The 23,905-nt window shown below is 36.8% G+C and carries 22 protein-coding genes; 5 read left to right on the forward strand and 17 right to left on the reverse strand.

Annotated features, from left to right (window positions below; translation table 11 throughout):
* The first annotated feature begins 24 nt into the window (after positions 1 to 24).
* On the forward strand, positions 25 to 612 hold the full coding sequence (ruvC, locus tag ACZZZK_RS10555) for a crossover junction endodeoxyribonuclease RuvC (protein ID WP_463484092.1): 588 nt from the start codon (positions 25 to 27) through the stop codon (positions 610 to 612).
* A gap of 246 nt (positions 613 to 858) precedes the next feature.
* On the opposite strand, the gene ACZZZK_RS10560 is transcribed toward ruvC, so the two are convergent.
* The 4 genes from ACZZZK_RS10560 to ACZZZK_RS10575 form a co-directional block, all read right to left on the reverse strand.
* Positions 859 to 1,299 carry a hypothetical protein gene (locus ACZZZK_RS10560; RefSeq protein ID WP_463484093.1) on the reverse strand — a complete coding sequence of 147 codons (441 nt, stop codon included), beginning with the start codon at positions 1,297 to 1,299 and terminating at the stop codon, positions 859 to 861.
* Between the two features lie 220 nt (positions 1,300 to 1,519).
* Positions 1,520 to 2,404: a DUF4349 domain-containing protein gene (locus ACZZZK_RS10565; RefSeq protein WP_463484094.1), complete on the reverse strand. Its 885-nt coding sequence runs from the start codon at positions 2,402 to 2,404 to the stop codon at positions 1,520 to 1,522.
* A 250-nt stretch (positions 2,405 to 2,654) separates the two neighbouring features.
* Positions 2,655 to 2,873, reverse strand: a complete 219-nt coding sequence (locus tag ACZZZK_RS10570) for a hypothetical protein (RefSeq protein WP_056850995.1) — start codon at positions 2,871 to 2,873, stop codon at positions 2,655 to 2,657.
* A gap of 58 nt (positions 2,874 to 2,931) precedes the next feature.
* Positions 2,932 to 3,696 (reverse strand): 5'-nucleotidase, lipoprotein e(P4) family, encoded by a 765-nt coding sequence (locus ACZZZK_RS10575; protein WP_463484095.1) that lies wholly within the window; start codon positions 3,694 to 3,696, stop codon positions 2,932 to 2,934.
* 185 nt (positions 3,697 to 3,881) lie between these two features.
* Between ACZZZK_RS10575 and ACZZZK_RS10580 the strand changes: the two genes are divergently transcribed.
* Positions 3,882 to 4,616, forward strand: coding sequence for a hypothetical protein (locus ACZZZK_RS10580; RefSeq protein ID WP_463484096.1), 735 nt, complete (start codon positions 3,882 to 3,884; stop codon positions 4,614 to 4,616).
* Positions 4,617 to 4,684: 68 nt separating this feature from the next.
* Here the strand turns inward: ACZZZK_RS10580 and atpG are convergent, their stop codons facing one another.
* From atpG to ACZZZK_RS10620, 8 genes are all read right to left on the reverse strand, one after another.
* On the reverse strand, positions 4,685 to 5,578 hold the full coding sequence (gene atpG / locus ACZZZK_RS10585; protein WP_463484097.1) for an ATP synthase F1 subunit gamma: 894 nt from the start codon (positions 5,576 to 5,578) through the stop codon (positions 4,685 to 4,687).
* 85 nt (positions 5,579 to 5,663) lie between these two features.
* The gene (atpA, locus tag ACZZZK_RS10590; RefSeq protein WP_056850999.1) at positions 5,664 to 7,238 is read right to left on the reverse strand and encodes a F0F1 ATP synthase subunit alpha; all 1,575 of its coding nucleotides are present in this window, start codon (positions 7,236 to 7,238) and stop codon (positions 5,664 to 5,666) included.
* Positions 7,239 to 7,467: 229 nt separating this feature from the next.
* Positions 7,468 to 8,007 (reverse strand): ATP synthase F1 subunit delta, encoded by a 540-nt coding sequence (gene atpH, locus ACZZZK_RS10595; RefSeq protein ID WP_463484098.1) that lies wholly within the window; start codon positions 8,005 to 8,007, stop codon positions 7,468 to 7,470.
* A gap of 93 nt (positions 8,008 to 8,100) precedes the next feature.
* The gene (gene atpF, locus ACZZZK_RS10600; protein ID WP_265799377.1) at positions 8,101 to 8,595 is read right to left on the reverse strand and encodes a F0F1 ATP synthase subunit B; all 495 of its coding nucleotides are present in this window, start codon (positions 8,593 to 8,595) and stop codon (positions 8,101 to 8,103) included.
* Between the two features lie 85 nt (positions 8,596 to 8,680).
* Entirely contained in the window at positions 8,681 to 8,893 is a 213-nt protein-coding gene (gene atpE / locus ACZZZK_RS10605; RefSeq protein ID WP_029287406.1) for an ATP synthase F0 subunit C, read from the reverse strand.
* A gap of 40 nt (positions 8,894 to 8,933) precedes the next feature.
* Complete coding sequence (gene atpB / locus ACZZZK_RS10610; RefSeq protein WP_463484099.1) at positions 8,934 to 10,100, reverse strand: F0F1 ATP synthase subunit A; 1,167 nt, start codon at positions 10,098 to 10,100, stop codon at positions 8,934 to 8,936.
* Between the two features lie 14 nt (positions 10,101 to 10,114).
* Positions 10,115 to 10,504: a hypothetical protein gene (locus ACZZZK_RS10615; RefSeq protein WP_463484100.1), complete on the reverse strand. Its 390-nt coding sequence runs from the start codon at positions 10,502 to 10,504 to the stop codon at positions 10,115 to 10,117.
* A 132-nt stretch (positions 10,505 to 10,636) separates the two neighbouring features.
* Positions 10,637 to 10,858, reverse strand: a complete 222-nt coding sequence (locus ACZZZK_RS10620; RefSeq protein WP_056851004.1) for an AtpZ/AtpI family protein — start codon at positions 10,856 to 10,858, stop codon at positions 10,637 to 10,639.
* A 110-nt stretch (positions 10,859 to 10,968) separates the two neighbouring features.
* Between ACZZZK_RS10620 and porW the strand changes: the two genes are divergently transcribed.
* The 3 genes from porW (at position 10,969) to uvrC (ending at position 18,108) form a co-directional block, all read left to right on the forward strand.
* Positions 10,969 to 13,746 carry a type IX secretion system periplasmic lipoprotein PorW/SprE gene (porW, locus tag ACZZZK_RS10625; RefSeq protein ID WP_463484101.1) on the forward strand — a complete coding sequence of 926 codons (2,778 nt, stop codon included), beginning with the start codon at positions 10,969 to 10,971 and terminating at the stop codon, positions 13,744 to 13,746.
* A 110-nt stretch (positions 13,747 to 13,856) separates the two neighbouring features.
* The gene (locus tag ACZZZK_RS10630) at positions 13,857 to 16,079 is read left to right on the forward strand and encodes a transglycosylase domain-containing protein (protein ID WP_463484102.1); all 2,223 of its coding nucleotides are present in this window, start codon (positions 13,857 to 13,859) and stop codon (positions 16,077 to 16,079) included.
* Positions 16,080 to 16,275: 196 nt separating this feature from the next.
* Positions 16,276 to 18,108, forward strand: a complete 1,833-nt coding sequence (gene uvrC, locus ACZZZK_RS10635; protein WP_463484103.1) for an excinuclease ABC subunit UvrC — start codon at positions 16,276 to 16,278, stop codon at positions 18,106 to 18,108.
* Positions 18,109 to 18,236: 128 nt separating this feature from the next.
* On the opposite strand, the gene porN is transcribed toward uvrC, so the two are convergent.
* The 5 genes from porN to ACZZZK_RS10660 all read right to left on the reverse strand — a co-directional run bounded on the left by porN (position 18,237) and on the right by ACZZZK_RS10660 (position 23,902).
* Positions 18,237 to 19,145, reverse strand: coding sequence for a type IX secretion system ring subunit PorN/GldN (gene porN, locus ACZZZK_RS10640; protein ID WP_463484104.1), 909 nt, complete (start codon positions 19,143 to 19,145; stop codon positions 18,237 to 18,239).
* Positions 19,146 to 19,152: 7 nt separating this feature from the next.
* Positions 19,153 to 20,685, reverse strand: coding sequence for a type IX secretion system motor protein PorM/GldM (porM, locus tag ACZZZK_RS10645; RefSeq protein ID WP_463484105.1), 1,533 nt, complete (start codon positions 20,683 to 20,685; stop codon positions 19,153 to 19,155).
* 42 nt (positions 20,686 to 20,727) lie between these two features.
* Positions 20,728 to 21,537, reverse strand: coding sequence for a type IX secretion system motor protein PorL/GldL (porL, locus tag ACZZZK_RS10650; protein WP_463484106.1), 810 nt, complete (start codon positions 21,535 to 21,537; stop codon positions 20,728 to 20,730).
* A gap of 45 nt (positions 21,538 to 21,582) precedes the next feature.
* Positions 21,583 to 22,908: a T9SS ring complex lipoprotein PorK/GldK gene (gene porK, locus ACZZZK_RS10655; protein ID WP_056851210.1), complete on the reverse strand. Its 1,326-nt coding sequence runs from the start codon at positions 22,906 to 22,908 to the stop codon at positions 21,583 to 21,585.
* A 223-nt stretch (positions 22,909 to 23,131) separates the two neighbouring features.
* Positions 23,132 to 23,902, reverse strand: coding sequence for a uroporphyrinogen-III synthase (locus tag ACZZZK_RS10660; RefSeq protein WP_056851011.1), 771 nt, complete (start codon positions 23,900 to 23,902; stop codon positions 23,132 to 23,134).
* Positions 23,903 to 23,905: the final 3 nt, after the last annotated feature.

A 23,905-nucleotide genomic window follows, 5' to 3' on the forward strand; every position in this document is an offset into this window, starting at 1 on the left:
GCAAATATGCTTAATATTGCTGTAATGTTGAATGAAAAAAAAGAACGGATAATTATGGGCATCGACCCCGGCACTGCGGTAATGGGTTATGGCGTAATTTTAGAGAAGGGAAATAAAACAGAACTGATTAGTTTAGGGGTAGTTAAGATGACGCACCTTGATGACCCATTCTTAAAACTCCAACGCATTTTCGAAAAAACAGTGGTGCTTATTGATCAATACAAACCAGATGTTTTAGCGATTGAAGCACCTTTTTATGGAAAAAACATTCAGGTACTATTAAAATTAGGAAGAGCGCAAGGCATCGCAATTGCTGCAGCACTTTCCAGAAATATTTCGGTAACGGAATATTCTCCTCGAAAAATCAAACAATCCATTACCGGTAACGGAAACGCAACCAAAGAGCAAGTGGCTGCGATGTTGCAAAGGTTATTGAATTTTAAAGAAACGCCGGAGTTTTTAGATGCAACAGATGGTTTAGCGGTTGCTGTTTGTCACTCTTTTCAAAAAATCACCTCGACGGGCAAATCAAAAACGTATTCTGGCTGGGAATCTTTTGTGAGCGACAACAAAACGAAAGTAAAAGGTTTGGCGGTGAAAGTGAAGAAATAGTCGGCCGGTGAAACACCGACCGACTGATTATATACCTTTCGTCATTGCGAGGCACGAAGCAATCTCATTTGTTCATGCGATTTATCTTATTGGTCGGTGTCCCCACCGACCAACTCAATTAAACACCGATACCTTCTGTCTTATCACTTAGTACCACCCCCATCCTCGGGAAAAACAATTCTGCTATCATTTCGTGGCAATCTCATTCGAAAATAAAACACTTATTGTCTTATTATTACGTTCTGTTTAAATTGCTTCCGGAGGCGGACCGATGCTAATATCTTGTAAAACTGTAGCGCTCTGATCCAACTTCTTTTGTAATATGACGGTATAAGTTGTAAGAATATTTACTGAAATTACCATAAAAATCAGACTATGCTTATCATCATCATAACGAAGAAAAGTAGATGTAGGTTTTTGATCTTCGTGTATCAAAACATAATCGAAATTATCCTTAGCATAGTTGATAAACATGAGATAGTTTTGTTCATCCACGGTTTTATAATTAGCCTGAACTATCGCATCATCTAATAAGCTGATCATCAAGGCCTCATTTCTTCCTTTATATATTTTAATAGGATCTTCGCTGCTTTGAGAAATAAACCCCAAGCGACACAGATAATCATCCACTTCTTCAAAATGATCCAGGTCGTATAGATACCAGAGTGCTTGCGGTTTAATAAGCATAGAGTTGATTTTTTAAAATATAAATTTTAATGATTAAGTCACAGCGAAGTCGAAACTGATCTCCTAAACTAAATTACATTTATCTTATTGGTCGGTGTCCCCACCGACCAACTCAAATACGCATCAATACCATCTTCTCCTATTGGTTAGTACCACCCCCATCCTCGGGAGAAACAATTCTGCTATCATTTCGTGGCAATCTCAATCGGAAAAATGAAGCTTATTGCCTATTCTCCATCATATTCCTGGTTGCCAGTTCCATGGCCACTTTATTCTTTCTCACAAAATATCTAATAGTAAAGAAGGCGGCAATGCCAACAAGAACCAACATCCATAAGTTAGCAAGAGCAAGGATAATCTCTTTAAAAATAGTCCAGCCGTTTACAATATTTAACCACAAACGGTTAGCAAATGCAGGCCGATAATCGTAGAGATTGTCATTCGCAACGATCATTGTTTTAACCGTATTATCCTGGTAGAAGTTCAGGGTAATTGTGCTGAACTTCACCTTGGCATCAATGTTCATATTATCTATTTTCCGATCGATAGATTCATCACTTAAATTCATAGAAGTTGTGACGTTAGCTGTTTTTTTGCTCGGGATTTTCCCAATTTGTTTAGAAGCATCTATCCTATTCTGACCTTTTAATTGATTAGCCAGATAATTTATACTTTGATCGTCGAGCTTTAAAGAAGAATTATCTACAAAAACAGCCATTTTGGCAATCGCGTTTGTAAACTCATCCAATCCTTCTGCAGGGATCTTCGCTACTAAAACACCATCGGTTCGATAGGAAGTAATTTCCTTTGAGGAATCGGCTGTTAATTTAAATTTGTCGGTTTCTTGTATGGTACTATTGATAGAAAATTCGGCAACTGTTCCTCCTTCTGATCTAATGATCTGACTCAGCTTTTCTTTGGTATTTTGAACGTCCTTCACACGGAAGCGCATGTCGGCAGTTTTAATAATTTTATCTGCAACTACTGTATCTGGTATTTGTATTTCTTTGGCTTCGGCAGCACTATCCGTAACGTATCCTTCTTTTTTGCTATTGCAGCCAAAAATTGTTAAAATAATGGCAGCAGCAATGATATTCCTTTTCATGATTCTGGGGTTCTAATAAATTAATCATTTTAAATATTTGCTTCAAATGGCCATTAGAAGTTAGACGTTTCTGGTTAGGTTAAGTCGTCATATTTTCCCTTTATACTGAAAATAGAAATAGGTAACCCAATCTTAAAAACGTTTAAGTATAGATGCAATAGGGCGGATTTTTCCATAAAAGGAAAGGACAATAAATAAAAAAGCCGATGATATGAGTATATCATCGGCTCTGTATTTAGAGAGAAATATTTTATGCGTCTAAAATTTTAAATACACCTTTAATGCTGATGATTGCACCAATAAAAAGGATAATCCATGAAACCAATGATAACACCCAAGAATCGAATGCAAAACGAGCATAAGTACCAACCATACAAATCAATACACCAAAAATCATTAATTTATATATTCCTGGCTGATTAGCCGTTTTCATACTTTCTGTATTGTGCTTTAATTCGCTGTTCTCCATAATATTTATTTTTATGATGCAGCAAAAGTAATACTTATTGCTGAATAATTATAAATGTTTAGTAACTTTTTAATCGTTCTAAACGCTGGTTTGCTTTGTCTTTATCGTTTAGTTTTTCACCCGTATACAATGGTTTTTCCCAATCGCCATACATGGGGTTTGGTAACACGATAAATTTGATCCCAAAAAGGTTTTGATTTGCATTTACCTGATCGAAAGTATTCTTTTGTTCACGATAAAAAATGTTAGAAAAATCGCTCAAATTATCACCGCAGAGCATGAGTATATTATGAGTTTCAGCAACTTTTTGGCGTCGCGGTTCTTTATTTGAAGTTCCTTTTGAAACCAGTAAATGGGCATCATCGGCATAAGGAAAACCAAAAGCCTGTAAATTTTTCATCGTAGAAGCATAATCCTTTTCATCGCGATTGCTCAGATAAAAAGTTTCAATATTTTTTGACGCTGCAAATTTTAAAAAAGCCAATGCTCCGGGCACAGTATCTGCCTTGGCCAAACTTGTCCACGCAGTCCAGTCTGCAGGATCATAACTCAGTCCTTTCTTAATTTCGTGCCCTTGAAATGGAGAATTATCCAAAACGGTTTCATCTATATCTACAATAACGCAATTCGGTTTCTTACTTGTATCAGCCCACATCGCTTCTTTCAGTGACAAACGAGCGAAATTATAAGCCTGAAAGCATAAGGCCCTATATTCGCCACTGGTTTGCTGCCAAAGTACGGCATTGGTGTAATCTCTGGCTGGGTTTTGAGCTGACGCAAAAAAAGGGAGGAGCGATAAAATGATGAAGATGTATTTTTTCATAACTGGTTATAACCAAAACAAAGATACCAACTCTATCTTTTGCACAAAATTTAAGCTAATTTAATTGCACTTAACCTCAACATGTTACATTGCTATCACAAATAACTTATACGATATGGGGGCGTATTAGTTTCGTGATCATGAAATTTTATTATTTTTAAACACACACAAATAAAATCAATCATATGAAAACCAACAAATTAATAGGGCTCGCAATAGCTTTATTTTGCCTTGCTGCGTGCAAGAAAGAAAACCCGATAATAGAGCCCCCTGTTATTGAAAAAAGTGATCCCATAGAACTGTTAAAAGATTCAATTTTCTACATTATTGATGGAAAGCAAATGGTACAAAAAAAATCAGAAGACCGGAGTAATTCTCTAAAAAATGCTGTAGCTAATGTTAAGCTTGATTCATTAGTAAAGCAGAAAGAGTATACCTCGGGTGATAAAGATTCTGTGATGTTTGGAGTCGGATTTCTTTTTGGAGATGGAGACAGAAATAAAATTGAAATCTCTTTACTAAAAAAATACAACAAAAATCAAGCTCAGCCACAAACCAACCAAACCTCTAGTTTTGTACCAAAAGATAAATTAGACCTATTTTCAGTGGGGGAACGTAAATTCGCTATGGATTTTAGTAGAAATAACTCACAAAACGGTGTTGTTTTTGAGTTATTTGGAGATAATTATGGCTTGCAAACAAATGGATATCCTAGTCTTGCATATCACGCATTATTAAAGCCTGAGTTGCAAAGTCAATCTAAATTTGAAATTACAAAATTGCAAAAACTAAAATCAGGAAGATATTTGATAGAAGCGAGGTTTAATGCATCAGTCTATCGGGGTGATGGAACAAACATTAAAAAAATTGAGAATGGATATTTACGATTAATTATTAGTCCAGAGAACCTTTATTTTTAACAAAAAAAGCCCATTTCACTTAAGAAATGGGCTTCTAATATTTTAATGGCTCAAGGCTGAGACTAAACTTATCCGTTCAACGCTGCTGCACCACTTACAATCTCCGTTAACTCAGTTGTAATTGCTGCCTGACGAGCCTGGTTATAAGAAAGTTTCAAGGCTTTCAGTAACTCACCTGCATTTTCAGTTGCTTTATCCATTGATGTCATACGGGCACCATGCTCAGACGCATGAGAATCCAACACCGCTTTGTATAACTGAATTTTAATAGACTTAGGGATTAATTGCTCTACAATTTCTTCCTGAGAAGGCTCTAAAATATAATCTACATTTGCTGCCTTTTTCTCTTCTTTAGTTTCTGCAACTGCTTCTACTTTTTGAAGAGGCAATAATTGTTCAGTAGTAATAAATTGAACAGCTGCATTACGGAAACGATTATAAACTACCTCCACTTTATCAAACTCGCCTTTTAAAAAGCCAGCCATAATCGCATCTGTAATCTTCGTTACGTTTTCAAAAGTTAAAGCAGAATATACTTCATTATTGTTGCCAATAACATTGTATTTACGTTTTTCGTAAAAATCCTGAGTTTTCTTACCGATAGAAATAATGCTTACGTTACCATTTTTAAACTGATCGCTATATTTCTCAGCAATTAAATTATTGGCCGCTTTAATTACGTTCATGTTAAAAGCACCAGCCAAACCACGGTTTGATGATACCGTCACAATTAAAACCTTATTAGGTTCACGCTCTTGGATAAAAGGCGATGAAGAACCTTCTAAACTTGCAGAAAGATTTCCTAAAATCTCTTTCAGTTTCGTTGCATAAGGACGTAAAGCGATAATTGCATTTGTAGCACGTTTCAACTTAGCCGCCGAAACCATTTTCATAGCTTTGGTAATTTGCTGTGTTGATTGTACCGATGCAATCCGGTTTCTTACTTCTTTTAAATTAGCCATATTTTAGTATCTAGTACTTAGTATCAAGTATTAAGACAAGGTTTAAACCCAATCTTTATACTTGATACTTTATACTTTTATCTAATTAGTATTTACTTGAAATCTCTTTTGCTACTGTATCTAAAACGCCAGTAATGGTATCATCAAATTTACCAGCTTTTAAAGCCGCTAAAGTTTCTGGATGACGCATTTCTAATTGAGTTAAATATTCAGTTTCAAATTCTTTAACCTTGTTAACAGGAACGCTACGCATTAAATTTTTAGTACCTGCATAAACAATTGCAACTTGTTTCTCTACCGTAAATGGAGAAAACTGCGCTTGTTTTAACATCTCTACGTTACGGGCACCTTTATCTAAAACTGATTTCGTTGCAGCATCTAGGTCAGAACCGAATTTAGAGAAAGCCTCTAATTCGCGGTATTGAGCCTGATCTAACTTCAAAGTACCTGCTACTTTTTTCATCGATTTAATTTGAGCATTACCACCCACACGTGATACCGAAATACCTACGTTAATAGCCGGACGAATACCTGAGTTAAACAAGTTCGACTCTAAGAAAATCTGACCATCAGTAATCGAAATTACGTTAGTTGGAATATAGGCAGAAACGTCACCCGCTTGAGTTTCGATAATTGGTAAAGCTGTTAATGAACCACCACCTTTAACGATATGTCTAATCGATTCTGGTAAATCATTCATGTCTTTAGCAATATCATCATTCGCGTTAATTTTCGCAGCTCTTTCTAACAAACGACTGTGTAAGTAGAACACGTCACCTGGATAAGCCTCACGGCCCGGTGGACGACGAAGTAATAATGACACCTCACGGTAAGCAACTGCCTGTTTAGATAAATCATCATAAACAATTAAAGCTGGTCTACCTGTATCACGGAAAAACTCACCAATTGCAGCACCAGCAAACGGAGCATAAAACTGCATTGGAGCAGGGTCAGCAGCCGAAGCAGCAACAACAACTGTATATGGTAAAGCGCCATTTTCTTCAAGTGTACGTACAATGTTAGCAACGGTAGAGTTTTTCTGACCAATAGCTACATAAATACAAAACACAGGCTGGCCTGCTTCATAAAATTCTTTTTGGTTAATAATAGTATCAATACAAACAGCAGTTTTACCAATCTGACGATCGCCAATAACCAACTCACGTTGACCACGACCAATTGGAATCATTGCATCAATTGCTTTAATACCCGTTTGTAAAGGCTCATTTACCGGCTGACGATAAATTACACCTGGTGCTTTACGCTCTAAAGGCATCTCGTAAGTTTCACCTAAGATTGGACCTTTACCATCTAAAGGCTCACCCAAAGTGTTCACTACACGGCCAAGCATACCTTCACCAACTTTAATAGAGGCAATTTTTTTGGTACGTTTAATGGTATCGCCTTCTTTAATCTCGTCAGATGCACCCAAAAGTACCACACCAACGTTATCTTCTTCAAGGTTTAATACAATGCCTTGCAGGCCGTTTGCAAATTCAACCAACTCACCCGATTGAACTTTAGTTAAACCGTAAACACGGGCAATACCGTCGCCCACTTGCAACACGGTACCAACTTCTTCCAGTTCGGTTTCTGATTTGAAGCCCGCCAATTGCTGTCTGATAATTGCCGAAACTTCGTCTGGTCTTACCTCTACCATAGTTTTAATTATATCTTTTTGTAAATGTAAATCTTGTAGTTCTTTTGTTATTCTAGTCCCGCTATCCGTTCCAAGTTTTTGTTAATGTCATGCTGAGCTTGTCGAAGCACAACAACAAAAAGCTTTTCACTACTATCGGGTTTATATATTATTGCGCTGTAGTTCTTTTGTTATTTCAGTATCCCTCAAAGTTTAACAAAGTCAATCTTAATACTCGATACTCATATTTCTAAGCAGCAAATTCTTTTTTAAGTTTACTTAAACTACTGGCAATACTTGCATCAAATTGCCTATCACCTACTTTTAAAATAAACCCACCAATTAGCTTCTCATTAATTTTTTCTTTAACGATAACTTCATTGGCACCTAATTCTCTTTTTACAATGGCAATAATCTCCTGCTTAGCAGTTGCGCTTAAAGCAGTTGCTGTAGTTACATCAGCAGTTACAATACCTTTAATTTTATTATACTGTTGAATAAATTGTTTTGCAGTAGCAAATAAAATAGCCGAACGACCTTTATTTACAACAATTTTGAAAAAAGTAAGACTCAACTTACCTAGCTTGTCAGCAAAAATTCCATTCAATATGCCGATCTTTTTATCTAAAGGCACAATTGGGTTCTTCAATATCGCTTCTAGTTCAGGAGTTTCATCAACTACTTTTTCAAATAAAACCATATCATTATAAGATTCAGCCAAGCCGTTATTTTCAACAGCTAAGTCGATTAATGATTTGGCATACCTGCCTGCTACTTTAATTTCTGACATATATTTGAGTTGAAAGTTGAAAGTTTAATGTTGAAAGTTTAACCCCGAGATTGAAACTTTGAACTTTGCACTTTAAACTTTGTACTTTGAAACTTAATTTAATTCAACGTCTTTTAACAAATTAGCTACTAAAGCTTCTTGTTTTGTTTTATCATCCAATTGGTTACGCAAAACACGTTCAGCAATTTCTAATGATAAAGTAGAAACCTGATCTTTCACTTCAGCCAAAGCCACTTTCTTTTGGTTTTCAATCTCGATTTTTGCTTTCTCGATTAATTTAGAACCTTCTACTTGTGCTTGTTTTTTAGCCTCGTTTAAGATACTATCTTTTAGCGTTTTAGCTTCTTTCAAAATCTCATCGCGTTCAGCACGTGCTTGTTGCATCAAATCTTGGTTTTGAGCAGTTAAACGAGCCATTTCTTGCTTAGCCAACTCCGCTTTATTTAAAGCCTCATCAATACTTTGTTCACGCTCATGAATAGCTCCTAAAATTGGCTTCCATGCAAGTTTTCTAAGTAATAGTAATAGGAAAATAAAAGCTAATGCTGTCCAGAAAACCAATCCAATACTTGGGGTAACTAATTCCATTTTTTATATTTTTTTATTGACTTTTTCGTTAAAATCGGGAAAACAACCAATCGTTGAATTCCCGATTAATAATTCTAAATTGCTATTAAACGCCTAAGCCTAATAATGCAACTACCACACCGAATAATGCAGCACCCTCAATAAGGGCAGCAGCAATAATCATTGCAGTTTGAATTTTTGATGCAGCCTCAGGCTGACGAGCAATACCTTCCATTGCTTTACCACCTACATGACCGATACCGATACCGGCACCAATTACTGCTAAACCGGCACCAATTGCCGCGATTGAACCTACCATAACTAATTTAATTATATAATTTGTAAAAAATAGTTTTCTGTTAATGATGTTCTTCTACTGCCATTCCGATAAATAGCGCAGATAATAATGTAAAAATAAACGCTTGTAAAAATGCTACCAGTAATTCCAAAACATCCATAAATAAAACGAATGCAACTGAAACCGGAGCGATAGCCAATGTTTTGAAAATAAAAATAAGTGAGATTAAACTCAATACAATGATGTGACCAGCGGTAATGTTTGCGAACAAACGAACCATTAAAGCGAATGGCTTTGAAATGATACCAATAAGTTCTACCGGAATCATGATTGGATATAACCACCAAGGCACATCTGGCGTAAGAATATGCTTCCAGTAATATTTGTTACCGTTTAAGTTAACAACCAACATGGTAGCAGTTGCCATCACAAAAGTTAAAGCGATGTTACCCGTTACGTTTGCACTACCAGGAAAAACTGGGAATAAACCCAATAAGTTATTAAATAAGATGAAAAAGAATATCGTTAACAAGTAAGGCATAAACTTTGCGTATTTATGTCCGATGTTTGGTTTTGCGATATCATCTCTCACAAATATGATCACTGGCTCCAAGAAAGACTGTAATCCCTTTGGCGCTTTACCCACTCGTTTTTTGTAGCTGGCAGCTATTGAACCGAAAATAATAACAATCAAAAGAATGGAGATAAACATCGCAGCTACGTTTTTTGTAATGGAGAAATCAATTACTGTATCAGATGCTGCTTCATCAATTTGACCATCAGCACCAACAACTTTAATGTTCTTGTTGAACATATCTTTAGTCATGCTTTGTTTTAAACCTGTTACCAAACGGTATTTGTTGTATTTACCTTGATAATCTTGCTCACCGTGATGAAAATGTGCTGAAGAAAAAATCTCCAAACCACCAGAAGTATATAAAATTACTGGAAGAGGAATTGAAGTGTGCCCCCATAAATGCCACACATGCGAATCTGCAATGTGTTCCATAATTACTTTAGTTGGCTCGAACTTTTCTTCACCGTGTTCTGTTGCTCCGTGCTCGCCAGAAACTGCATGAGCAGATTCAGCAACAACACTATCAGGAGAAGCAATAGTACTATCAGCCTGAGCGAAAGTATTATTTCTGATAGATAAAAACGCGATTAAAAGCGTAAAAACAAAGATTACCTTCTTAACTTTCGACACAAAAACTTGGTTACAATCCATTTATTGGCAGTTTTTTACTTTAAATTTTGGTGGCGCAAGTTACGCAACAAACAGTATATTTCAAAGGCCGTAAACAATAAATACACAGAAAAAAAATTTAGTGCAAAAAGTAGCCCGTTTCCCTTTGCTTTTATACTGTAAACCAGCACAAAAGCCATACAAAAAATCATCTTCACTGCAATTGATCCCATGATCGCCATTATGCCAACCTCAGGATCGCGTTTTATACCGATTGCAACCAGCATATATGCGATGTAGGTGATGCCAGCCATAAAGCCAAAAATTACCCAAAAATTCTTAACCAAAATCTGCTTTTCAGGGAAAATGTTGGGCAAAACAGCGATTATCGCTATCAGTATTCCAACAAAAATGAAGTAGATGCTTGTAAACTTGGTTAGCGTCAAAGGAATAATTCTTTACAATTAAAAACTTTGGCAAAGATAAGATTTAAGGATGAAATATTGTTAACTTGTTTGATTTCTAAATAGTTTACCATAAAATTAAATAGCAATTAAGCGATTTAACTTAGGCATGGTTTATCGTGTAGCTTGCTTTATAGCCTGATATAATGCGATGCCCACACCTGCAAGTGCAAATGCCGCTGTTATTAATTTTGTTCTACTATTTCGATGTTCATCTATTTTGTAACCGATAAAAGTTAACAATCCAATAGTAGCAATCATTTGAAACCCTATTGCAGAATATTTTGCCGCTGCATTTACTTTTTTTGATGTATCTTCTTCTTTAGGATTTTCCATTTATAAATGCAATAATTAAGTTAACTTTGAATAATTAAGTTTTGCCAGCAAAGAAAATAATTTTGCTAAAATTTTGTTTATTGTATATCCACTAACGCGACTGATTATACTTGAAAAAATACTCCAACCAGACTTTAAATCCCTTCATCATTCTCTTCAGCCTGCTTTTTGCTTATGGCTGTGTAGCAAATAAAGATACCGCTATCGACCGTAAGTTTCAAAACTTAACGGCACGCTACAACTATATCTATAATTCTAAGGTTCTGCTCACCGAATATAATGACGGTTTACTGCAAAGCTACCCTGATAATTACGAAAAAATATTACCTGTTTATCTTGATCCAGAACCACAGGTTAATTTAGTGCTTACTCCAGGCGCTCCAAACAAACAACTTGATGAGGTAATTACAAAAGGACAAACCATCATAAACGATAAAAGTTTCAGTAATTATATAGACGATGCCTACATGCTTTTAGGCAAAGCGAACTATTTAAAAGGAAACTATTTTATCGCATCAGAGTATTTTGATTACGTAGCTAAAGCTTACGACAAAGATCTACAGACTTTTGTTATGGCTATGAACTGGAAAGCACGCAGCCAAATGGAATTAAATAATATGGCGGTGGCTGATAAAATTTTAGATACCATGCTTCGTGCTGCCGATAATCTAAAGAAAGATATCGCCGAACCTTTGGCTACAACCGCCCAAATGAGGATATATCAAAAAAGAAATAAAGAGGCAATCCTACTACTCGAAAACGCTGTTCGGTTAGGCGATGATAAACAACTCCGTATTCGTTGGCGGTATATTTTAGCACAGCTCCAAGAACAGGAGAACGATCTTCAAAATGCATTCATCAATTACACAAAAGTTGAAAACAGTAATGCACCATTTGAAATGTATTTCCATGCCAATTTGCAACGCATAAAGTTAAGAGCATTAATTAGCGGCTACAAAGTGGATGAAGATAAAGCCCTGTTGGCATTACTAAAAGACGATAAAAATTTCGACTACACCGATCAAATATATTATCAGGTTGGCGAGCTGTTCTCAAAAGAAGGCAAATTTGTTAAAGCAGAAGAAAACTATCAAAAATCAGTTCAGCAGAGCACAAAAAATCAAAACCAAAAAGCGCTATCTTATTTGAAAATTGCCGATTTAAATTTTAAGGAATTCAACAACTACATCAAGGCGAAACTGTACTATGATAGCACGGTATTGATTATGCCAAAAAACTTTCCTGATTACGATAACATTGTTAAAAAAGCAGAAAATCTTCAGTATTTAACAGATCGTTACACAATAATCTCGAAAGAAGATACCGCTCAAATGATTGCCAAGTTGCCTGCAACAGAACGCGAAGCAAAAGTAAAAGCGTATTTAACGCAGAAAGTTGAAGTAGCCACTATTCCGATTTCAAATAATCAAAGCCTTAATAATCCAGATTTTCCGAACCAGACGTTAAACGCTCCTCAAACTGGTGCTGGTAATACTTTCTACTTTAACAATAATGCAGCAATAACTACTGGTTTTGCCGATTTCAAAAAGCGCTGGGGTAATAGGCAATTAGAAGATAACTGGCGCCAAAGCCAACGTTCATCAGCTCAGGAAAACGCACAGGTAATGTCTGGCGGAAACGTAGCCAACACCATCACACCTGCAAATGGAACTAACACCACAACATCAGCAGATCAAACCTCGATAGAAAAACAATATCTGGATGCATTGCCAGTTTCACCAGAACTGCTTATTACATCCGATCAAAAAATTATTGATGCTTATTTTGAAATCGCCAGTTTCTATCAACAAGAGCTGAACGACAAAAAAGAAGCCAATAAGATTTACGATGAACTTTTAAGAAGATATCCAAATAATAACCACCTCGCTGCCATTTATTACAGCTTATACCTAAATAACAAAGGTGTTGATGAGAATAAATCAAATGAGTTTAGGCAGTTAGTGCTAACAAAATACCCAGAATCGAATTACGCCAAAACGATTTTAGACCCATCATTTTCTGCCAAACAGAGTGCGATGGAAAACATTGCAAACAACAACTATAATGTTGCTTTTGAGGCCTACGCTAAAAAAGATTATCCAAGAGTAATCAAACAAGCCAATGATAATGTAAATGCATTTCCTGATAACGATCTGGCTCCACAATATGCCTACCTAAAAGCAATTGCAGTTGGCCGTACTTCGAAACTAGATCCATTATTGGCCGAGTTTAATTCCATTACCACCCAATACCCTAACGATTTAATTGTTACACCGTTAGTACGCGATCATTTAAAGTATATTGAAGCAAACTTGGCTGAGTTTAAGCAGCGCCCTGTTGCCTTGATCGACTTTGATTCAAACGAGCCTCGTTTCGTGAGCCAGGCAAAACCAATTGCTGTACCTGCGAAACCACTCAATACCGATATTAATGCTGCAGCAGAAGTAAAACCAGTAGAAATCGCTGTAAAACCAGTGGAAAAACCGGAAGAAGTTAAGCCGATTGACGTAGTAAAGCCCGCCAGTATTTTTAGCGCAGCCACATCAAAAGAGTATTATTATGTTATTGATGTAGCCGATGCTACTTTAACTTTAAGTTCATCACGCTTCGGTATTGGTCAGTTTAACCGCGGAAATTATCCAGATAATGATCTGGCGCACAAATTGGTTGAGTTGGATAATAATCAATTGATTTACGTAACCAGTTTTATCGATTTGGAAGATGCAAAAATTTACGAATCAAGCATTGCTGGTCAGTTAAAAAATATAATGAAAGTTCCTGCAAATCTTTACAGAGGCTTTATTATCAGCAAAGAAAATTTCGAAAAGCTGAATAGTAGAGATCGCATTAATGAATATTTGGAATTTTTGAAAGACAATTATAAATAGGCATATAACCGCCTACAAAAGGCCAAAAAAAGAGTTCATCAAAATTTTAATAAATTTGTGGCCAAAATGGCTTCCAATTTGCTAGGCCTTTGCATTAATTACAACACAAAATGAATAAATCCCTTTCTGCACAAGAAACAAAAAGATATAGTTTAATCATCTGGAAAATATTGGTAGGCGGAATAGCGCTTTTCGCCATTTTTATATCAATGATCGGACTTGGTCTTTTTGGCGAATTACCTTCTTTCAGAGATATTGAACACCCAAAAAGTAACCAGGCATCAGAAATTATTGCCGAAGATGGACGCCCTTTGGGAACCTATTTTGTACAAAACAGATCTAATGTTACTTATAAAGATATTTCCGAAAATGTGATCAATGGCTTAATTGCAACCGAGGATACCCGTTTTAAAGATCACTCCGGAATTGATTTCAAACGTACCTTCACCATCATAGGCTATAATTTAATCGGCAAAAAACAAGGTGCAAGTACAATTACTCAACAGTTGGCCAAAAATCTATTTCCACGCGAATCAAACCTGAATTTTTTCTCATTGGTACTCACCAAATTTAAAGAATGGATAGTTGCTGTGAAGCTGGAGCGCAATTACACAAAGGAAGAAATCATCACGATGTACCTCAATACGGTAGATTTTGGCAATCAAGCTTATGGAATTAAATCAGCGGCAAGAGTTTATTTTAATACCACGCCTGATAAACTAACTTTAACCCAGGCGGCAACTTTGGTAGGCATGCAGAAGGGGATTACGATGTACTCCCCTACCCGTCATCCGGAGCGCTCAAGAAACCGGAGAAATACTGTGATGGCCATGATGGTAAAATCAGAACTATTAACTCAGCAGGATTTTAATGAAGAAAAAGAAAAACCTTTAGGTTTGAAATTTAACGCTGCAACTGTAAACGATGGCATTGCACCCTATTTTAGATCAGTTTTAAAAAACGATATTAAAACAATTTTCCAGGAGCAAGGAATAGTAAAGCCAGATGGTACACCATATGATTTGGACCGTGATGGATTGAAAATTTACACCACCTTAAATTTCGACATGCAGAAATATGCCGAAGAAGCGCAAAAAGAATACATGAAGGTTTTGCAGGCGCAGTTTATCAGCAGTTGGAAAGGGAGAAATCCTTTTAAAGGGAAAGAATTACAAATTGAGCAAGGTGTAAAAAGATCAGATCGGTATAAAGCCTTAAAATTAGAAGGTAAATCTGATGACGAGATCAAAGAAAATTTCAACACCAAAGCAGAAATGACCATATTTACCTGGAAAGGTGATATTGATACTGTTATGAAACCCATTGATTCGGTTCGCTATTACAAAATGTTATTGCGTAATGCGATGATGACAATGGATCCAACAAACGGGCATGTGAAAGCCTGGGTTGGTGGAATTGACTACGAGCACTTTAAATATGATCAGGTTAAAATGGGAACCAGGCAAGTAGGTTCAACAGCTAAACCCTTTACTTATGCCGTTGCTATTGAAAATGGATATTCGCCTTGTTATACCGTTTCTAACACACCGGTAACAATTGAAGGTTATGGAGAAAACTGGACACCGAGGAATTCAGGAAAGCCCCTTCCTGGTGCCATAACGCTACAAAAAGCATTAGCTTATTCTCAAAATTATGTAACCGCATTTTTGATGAAACAGGTTGGACCAGTAGCAGTTTCGAATTTGGCAACCAAAATGGGTATCCCAAATGTTCCTGCCTACCCTTCCATCTGCCTTGGAACTTTCGATTCCTCTATCTATAACATGGTTGGCGCTTACGGTGCATTCGCTAATAAAGGCGTTTATACCAAACCAATCTATTTGCTGAAGATTGAAGATAAAAATGGGGTTGTGCTTTTTTCGCAAAAGGAAATCCCCAAACCAATTATGAGCGAAGAAGTGGCCTATGTAATGACAAGAATGCTCAAAGGAGTAGTCTCAAATGGAACAGGTTCCAGATTAAATTATAAATACAAAGTTAACGCACCAATCGGCGCAAAAACGGGTACCACACAAAACAACTCTGATGGTTGGTTTATGGCCATTACCCCTCAATTAGTTACTGGTATCTGGACTGGTTGCGAAGATCGGGCATTCCACTTTATTAGTACCAATCAGGGAGAGGGTGCAAATACGGCACTTCCTATTTTTGCAGGCTTTATTAAACGGGTTTACGCAAACCCTGCGTTAAAAATAAGTCATGCCGATTTTGAAGCACCAAAAGCAGGTGTATCCATCACCTACGATTGTAACCAATATCAGCAACAGGAAGAGGAAACCAACCCTGAACTTGATGAAAAATTAGGTTTTTAATACAATGGGTTTGCGTGAAGGATAGAAGTGTAAATCCTTTTGTAAACTTGACCGCAGCGAAAGTAAAAACAAAAGATTGTAACGGATAGCCTGACCCTTTGCGTAGCTTAGGGGAACGCCCAAATTCTTTTAACTAATATCGAATCCTTATCCGTTTAGATAAGGATTTCGCATTTGAATACTATTTTTGTAATTGATGAGCACTTTTGACCATAAAACCGCACTAACCGCCATTCCGCATAAACCCGGTGTTTACCAATATTGGGACGCAGATGGAAAGTTGATGTATATTGGTAAGGCAAAAGACCTTCGCAACCGTGTTGGCTCCTATTTCAATAGCGATAAGCAACAATTTAACGGCAAAACCAGGGTGCTGGTTTCCAAAATCAGGAAGATAACTTTTACTATTGTTGATACAGAAATTGATGCCTGGTTGCTTGAAAATAGTTTGATTAAAAAGCATCAGCCTAAGTTCAATATCAATTTAAAAGATGATAAAACTTACCCATGGATAATCGTTAAAAACGAACCCTATCCCCGTATTTATTGGACCAGAAAGGTGATTAAAGATGGATCAACCTATTTCGGCCCATATGGATCGATTGGCATGATGCACACTATTTTAGATCTAATTAAAGAAACATACCCTTTAAGGACTTGTACGCTGCCATTAAACGACAAAAATATTGCTGAAGGCAAGTTTAAAGTTTGCCTGGAATATCAGATTGGAAATTGCAAAGGCCCATGTCAGGCCTACCAAACAGAAAGTGATTACAACCAAAATATTGTTGAGATTAAAGAAATTTTAAACGGCAAAATTGGTAATGTGATTAGGGATGTGAAGGGCATTATCAAAACTGCTTCAGAAGAATTAAACTTTGAATTGGCACATCAATATTCGCGAAAACTTCAGGTTTTAGAGAAATATCAAAGTAAATCGACCGTGGTGAACAGCGCCATTACCAATGTCGATGTGGTAAGCATTGCTTCTGATGAGCGTTATGCTTTTGTGAATTACTTGAAAGTGATGAACGGAACTATCATTCAAACGCAAACTATTGAAATTAAAAAGCAATTGGATGAAAGTGACGATGAACTTTTAATTACAGCAATGTTGGAGTTCAGAACAAAGTTTAACAGTACATCAAAAGAAATCATTGTTCCATTTGAACTTTCTTTGGAAGATGAAACGCTAAAATTTACCGTTCCAAAACTTGGTGAAAAAAAGAAACTTTTAGAGTTATCGCAGAAAAACGTATTGTTTTTCAAAAAAGAGAAGCTAAATCAATACGAAAAGTTAAATCCTGATTTAAGGACCGATCGCATTTTAACAACCATGCAAAAAGATTTGCGACTGACACAATTGCCGAAGCATATTGAATGTTTTGATAACTCCAACTTTCAAGGTAAGTACCCTGTTTCGGCAATTGTGGTTTTTAAAGATGCCAAACCTTCAAAGAAAGATTATCGCCACTTTAACGTGAAAACAGTTGAAGGTCCTAATGATTTCGCGACCATGGAGGAGGCTGTTTTTAGACGTTACAGACGCATGCTTGACGAAGACCAGCCTTTGCCTCAGTTAATTATTATTGATGGCGGTAAAGGGCAGCTTTCATCGGCAATGAAAAGCTTGAAGTTGCTTGGTATCGAAAATCGTGTAACGGTTATTGGTATTGCGAAACGATTGGAAGAACTTTTCTATCCAGGTGATTCGTTTCCGCTCTATCTCGATAAAAAATCGGAAACGTTAAAAGTGATTCAACAACTCCGTGATGAAGCGCATAGGTTTGGTATTACCTTTCACCGCAAAAAGCGTGATCAAGGAACCTTAAAAACTGAATTGGAACAAATTGAAGGCATTGGTAAAACTACGGCCGACAAATTGCTAAAACATTTTAAATCAGTTAAGAAAATAAGAGAAGCTACAGAGAAAGAGTTGAGCGAAGTGCTTAATAAAAAGCAGATGATAACTTTGCAGAATTATTTTACCCCGCAGCCCCCTGAAGGGGAAGTTGAAAACCCATCCTAATAGTTAGGTGTTTGGAAATTATTAACCAACGAAGTCAGTTAGATTGCTTCGTAGCTCTCAATGACGATGTGTTTAACTGATGAGGAGCTAAAAACAAAAAAGCTTCGATTTTCATCGAAGCTTTCCTTTTAGTATTCCCAAAGTCCTTGTTCGTAATCAAGAACCGACTTTTTGATTCTTTCTGATTCGTATAATCGTTGTCTAGGATCAGCAATAATATCTCTTAACTTGTTATCTCCAGGATTTGATTCCTTTACAATATAACTGCTAAACAGACGGCGTATAAAGAAGTCATCAAAGCTTAATGATGAAGCATCATTATTGGTATTGATTAAGCGTTTCTTCGTTAATATTTCCCTAGCTTCTGGATAATAAACCCAAAAAACTGGTTGCCATTGCTTTGAAACCTCATTGTATTTCATTGGTGCAATACCTACAATACGTGGCTCGAAAATAGAACGCTTAACATCAAAAATCCAATCTTCTTTAATTCTAAATTTTAAAAATGATTCAGGATTAAGATCATTTGCAACAGTTTTTACAGTACCTGCTTTAGCATCAGTAACTTCTACGGTTCCAGCGGCAGCCATCATTGCAGAATCTTTCGTCATTGGTGTATTGAAAGCATCGTCTTCGTTCAGCACACTATCAATAGGAGCATAAGCAGTTAATTCTTCTGCTTTAACAGCCGCTAAGATCACATCAATTAATCTTGATTTCGGAGATTTCAGCGATGAATTCACGGTATCTCTTAAGTCAATTTCTCTCCAAATACGCTTTGCATAAAATACATCTTCCTCTCTTACATCAGCCAAAGGCACCATTTCCGTACTATCTATATCCTTACGGGCATAAAAACCATCCTTAGGTGGAACCTTAAGTTTTTTCTTGGCTACTTTAACTGGCGCTGCAACGGTGTCGGCAACAGGTGCTGGTGCAACTGCAGCTTTTTTTGGAGCCAACTTAGTTGGCTTTTTCTGTGCGAAAGCCAACGTAGTAAATAAAGCCAAGGCAATGATGCTTACAATCCTTTTCATCTTCTTCTTATTTAACACTAAATGCTAATGAAGGTAAAACATTCTGGCGGCCATCAGGACCAACAGAAACGATATCTTCAAAAAATACTCTGGTACCTGGGGTTACAGAATTAATTGCCGCTTTAACAGCGCCAGCAAAACTTCCACCACTACCAGAAATAGTAACCGCGTCTGAACGTGGTTTTATAACCGTTAATTTATAACGTTGAATTTTGAACTTCACATCGAAAGGAAAATCATCAAGATCTGCTTCGATTTCTGATTCACTTTTCAATTGAACTGATGCAATGTCACCTCCAGCTCTTCCACCAACTTTAGCTACTGGCTTCGGAATTGCTTTTACTCTAAATTTCTGTGCACCTAAACTCACTGTTTTACCAGCATTGCTTGCACTTACGTTTATAGAAACTTCACTTCCAACTTGTCCTCCAGAAACGTTTACACTGTAGTTTCCATTTGAACCAGACATTGATCCAGCTGATATAGAAGCACGAACACTTTCTAATGGGAAACCAGCAGCAGAAACCGTGAATGGGTTTGAAATACCAGCATAAATTACATTCATCTTTGTAGATGAAACAGTAGCAGATGGTTTTGCAACCTGATATTTTTGAGGCTGCGTTTTGTATTCCTTCACTTGTCCATCAGTTTGGCGAACACGAATAGTACCTACCCATGTAAATTCACCAACACTGCTTGTACCGCCCGTGTAAGTTCCTTTACCTTCTTTAATGGATAATTTATTTCCATTAACGGTAATATCAGGAGTTGATCTCGAATCACTAGCTGTCAAAAATACCTCAGCGGTGTAAGGTTGTCCTTGGATAACATAAGAAGTTGGCGCTACTGCTACCGCTGCAAACTGATCTAAGTTAACCTGAGCTTTATCCATGTTTCCGAATAACTTTTTAACTACTTCTGCTTCAGCATTTTTAGTATCTGTTTGCAATTTTGTCAAAATAGTCATCGCAGCGGTTAATGGCGTTCCCTCACCAAAGTAAGTTTCTTGCCAGTTGCCTTTTCTTTTTCTAACCGGATCTTTGGCCTCTAATGAAAAAGCAACAGTTGCTCTATCAGCCGGATCTAGTAAAGAAATTAGTTTCTCACGTGTAGCGTTAATTCTTTTCTTTAACTCATCAGCTTTCTTTTGGTTGATCATGATATTTTGAGCAATATCCTGATTAGATCTGTTTACCAAATCATCAGTTTCCGGATCTATACCATCTCCAGCTGTAGTAAATTCTTTCTTTAAACTTTCAATGTAGTTATTTAGATTATCAGCAGCTGCCTGTGCTTGTTTAGCCTTTTCGTAAATCGGCTGTGCACGAGCTGGCTCTTCCTTCAGTTTCGAATTTTCGAAAGCAGAAAATAGCTGATTAATACTGGTGTTTACATTGTTTTTAGAGGTATCCAAACTATCATTGATATTTTTGAATGCATCTAAAATTGTATCTGATACGTTTAAGGCAAGCATAGCCAACAATACCAAATACATGATATTGATCATCCGCTGCCTTGTTGTTTCTTTTCCTCCTGCCATGTGTTATGTAGCTTTCTTTTTTAAAATTAAAAACTAGATAATTTATACACGTGGACCATTCATAGCCGATAGCATATTGCCATAAATTGAGTTAAGCGATGCCAGGTTCTTCGCTAACTTATTCACTTCTTCTTTAAACTGTTTCGAATCTTCCATCGATTCGTTAAAGTTTTGCATCGTTAAAGATAAGTTAGAATAGAATTTATTCATCGATTTTAAATGTGCGCTTGAATCTTGTAATTCCAATTCATACACTGCATTTAAAGCAGATAAGTTTTTAGCTAAGTTGTTAACCTGATCATGATAAGCTTGAGAATCTACATTGCTCTCACCCATTGCTTTTAAGTTAGCTGTAGCTTTCTCGAAAGATGCGCTTAAATTATCAAAACCAGCAGAAGCTGTTTTTACTTTGCTTGTGAATTCGTTTGTAGCAGTTGAAGCATCAGCAACATTTGAAATCGTTGCAACTTTATCACCAAATGTGCGCAAACCTGATCCTAAACTTTCGATTAAGTCCGGTCCAATTTTAGCATCTGATAACATTTTATCTAATGCCGCTGTATTTCCTGCTGAAACTGGTGCTGCAACTGGTCTTGCAGAAGCCGTTGGCAGTTCACCTTTAAAATCTTCTCTTAATTCTGGATAAACCCTCTCCCATGCTGGTTCTGGTTCTGGCGGAAAAAATCCCGTCAAAAAGAATAATATTGCCTCTACGCCTAGACCTATACCAATCATATAGTTACCCACGATACCACCAATGTGAAGAATTTTAAATAATGCTCCTACAATTACGATACTTGCTCCCCATGAAATTGCTACGTGTAACCAGCCTGGTTGTTTCTTTGCTGCCATAAAATTTTGATGTTTTTCTTAGTTTTTAGTTGTTTGGTTTGTTTTTTAATTTCTTAAATCAGTTCCAGGGTAAGAGGAAACGCATCTAAAGCCGATATATGATCTTTGTGTATCCTGATATTCGTATGTGGAAACTGCATTTTGAAGGAAATATCCTGTATCCTTCCAAGAGCCACCTTTTATGATTTTACGTTTTTTATACTTGCTGTCTCCAGCATTTGCATCATAAGTAAAGTTTGGACTTAAATCATGCAATAATGGTGCTGCACCTTTGTTATAAGCGGTAATTGTCCACTCAGAAACGTTACCGGCCATATTATACAAACCGTAATCGTTAGGAAAATAAGATCTTACACCAACTGTGTAAATACCACCATCGCTCGAGTAGTCTCCACGTCCAGGCTTAAAGTTAGCTTGCAAGCACCCTTTTGTATTTCTGATATATGGGCCTCCCCAAGGATATTTTGTTTTGGTATTACCACCTCTAGCTGCATATTCAAACTCAGTTTCGGCTGGTAATCTGTAATCAGATCTCGATCCTACAGGCATTCTTCTTGCTTGCGCAACACCATCATATAATCTTGTTCTCCACTGACCGAATGCTTTTGCCTGCTCCCAGCTCACCCCTACTACCGGATAATCATCGTAAGAAGGGTGACTATAGTAAGCACGAACCATTGGATCATTCATCGAGTATGAGTAATCTGTTTTCCAAACCATTGTATCAGGGTAAATTGCAATGGTATAACGATCTATATAATCCTGACGTTTGCTGTTTGGATTTTTATGCCCTAAAGCCGCTTTATCCATGTTAAGTTCCGCGTACGAATACTCTAACTTTCTGACATCTATTTCTTTTTTTCCTGGTAAAGCATCCAATCCCGAATAGTACATGCCATCTAACTGACTAGCTTGAGCACCACTGGCACCTTTACCTTTGTTCCGCCAAATGTTTACGCCATTAGTACCTACTTTTTTCCAATCGATGTATTTTTCACCACCGAGCGCATTAGCTGCATTTCCCTTTGGCGTGATCATAAATTGCTGTGGATTGCCCATCATGGCAATTGCAATCGAATCTCTAACCCAATTGGTAAACTGACGATACTCAGCGTTTGAAATTTCAGTTTGATCCATAAAAAAGGCTGGAATAGTAGTCATCCTACTAGGACCATTCTGCGAGAAAGTAATATCTTCATCAGATCCACCGAGTGGTGTATGCCCTGGCGGGATGTAAACCATACCCAAAGGGATTCTGTTGTTTTTGAATTTCCGGTTATAAGCTCCCACTAGCTCGCCCTGACCCCCATGGCCACAACTTGCTAGCAAAACAGTTATACCCGCAATAGCTAGAAGGTAGATTTTCTTCATATTTCTTATAGTGTGCAAAGCACGATTAGGAGCAATTTTATCAAAAATCATTGAAATAATCAACAATTGCAAATATTTTAAGTTAAATCGTTTGTTTAAAGCAAATTGGGCTAGTTAAACCCTTCTTTGGCCTAATTTTGTTGCTGCAAATAAAAGCGTAACCCTGTTATAACAGCAAAGTTACGCTTTTATTGTGTTGACTAAAAATAAATTATTGGTTGTATTATTTATTAGATACTTTGATATAATTTTCAATGGCCATTGTCATTGATGGAACGCCTGGGGTTGGCGCTGCAATATCTACAATCAAATCCATATCAGCACATGCCTTACTTGTATTTACGCCAAAGGCAGCGATACGGGTATTATTCTGTTTAAAATCAGGGAAATTTTTGAAAAGTGATTGAATACTAGAAGGACTGAAAAAGGCAATTACATCATAAAAAACTTCGGCAAGATCGGATAAATCACTCACTACCGTTCTAAAGAGCACTGCAGGTGTAAAATCATATCCGCTCTTTTCCAAAAACTTCATGGTATCTTCCGTAGCTACATCAGAACAAGGGTATAAAAACTTTTCGTTTGCGTGTTTTTTTAGTACTTCAGCCAAATCTGCGGCAGTTTGCTTACCAAAGAAAATTTTACGCTTTCTGTACTGAATGTATTTTTGAAGATACAAGGCGATGGTTTCAGACAAGCAGAAGTATTTCAATTCTGCAGGAACATCATAACGCATTTCTTCACAAATTCTGAAAAAATGATCGGCAGCATTTCTACTGGTAAAAATAACAGCCGTAAAATCGGCAAGGTTAATTTTATCTTTTCTAAAGTCTCTTGCTGGCACTCCTTCAACATGAATGAACGACCTAAAGTCAACCTTTAAATTGTGCTTTTTGGCCAAATCGTAGTAAGGAGATTTTTCTGTTTCAGGTTTTGGTAAAGTAACCAAAATACTTTTCACTTTGCGAATTCTAGAGTCGTTCTTTTCTTGCATTTT

The sequence above is a fragment of the Pedobacter sp. AC163 genome, from assembly GCF_979258665.1.